This is a genomic window from Stenotrophomonas maltophilia group sp. RNC7 (assembly GCF_030910085.1).
GTDB classification, from domain to species: domain Bacteria; phylum Pseudomonadota; class Gammaproteobacteria; order Xanthomonadales; family Xanthomonadaceae; genus Stenotrophomonas; species Stenotrophomonas sepilia.
Genome location: NZ_JAVFVN010000762.1, coordinates 1 through 316 on the forward strand (window position 1 = coordinate 1; position 316 = coordinate 316).

Sequence of the window (316 nt, forward strand, 5' to 3'; positions counted from 1 at the left end):
TAATATGGTAGGTATGTTCCAATGTGAAGGCTTCTTGATCCGTACTATCGAGATTTTTCTCAACAGAAATATCCGCAACCCAATCTGAACCCTCTTGCTTTAGCTCTCCCCAGTCAACAACTCTGTAACCACTGCCCGCAAAATCAATGTAAACATCAGCTGTAACTGAAGTTCCAGAATGCATAGCGTGCTGAAGAAGATTCACTCTAACCTGGTTCGCATCAATATCCACCGCTTCCCATTCAGCTGTTGTAGTTACTTTAATCGACTCACTGAACGGAGAATATTTGCCCGAACGATCGAGAGATCTTACTTT

1 protein-coding gene is annotated in these 316 nt (G+C 42.7%); it reads right to left on the minus strand.

The window, feature by feature from the left end:
• On the minus strand, positions 1-316 hold a 316-nt coding region (locus RCF13_RS17910; protein WP_308141425.1), incomplete at both ends, for a hypothetical protein.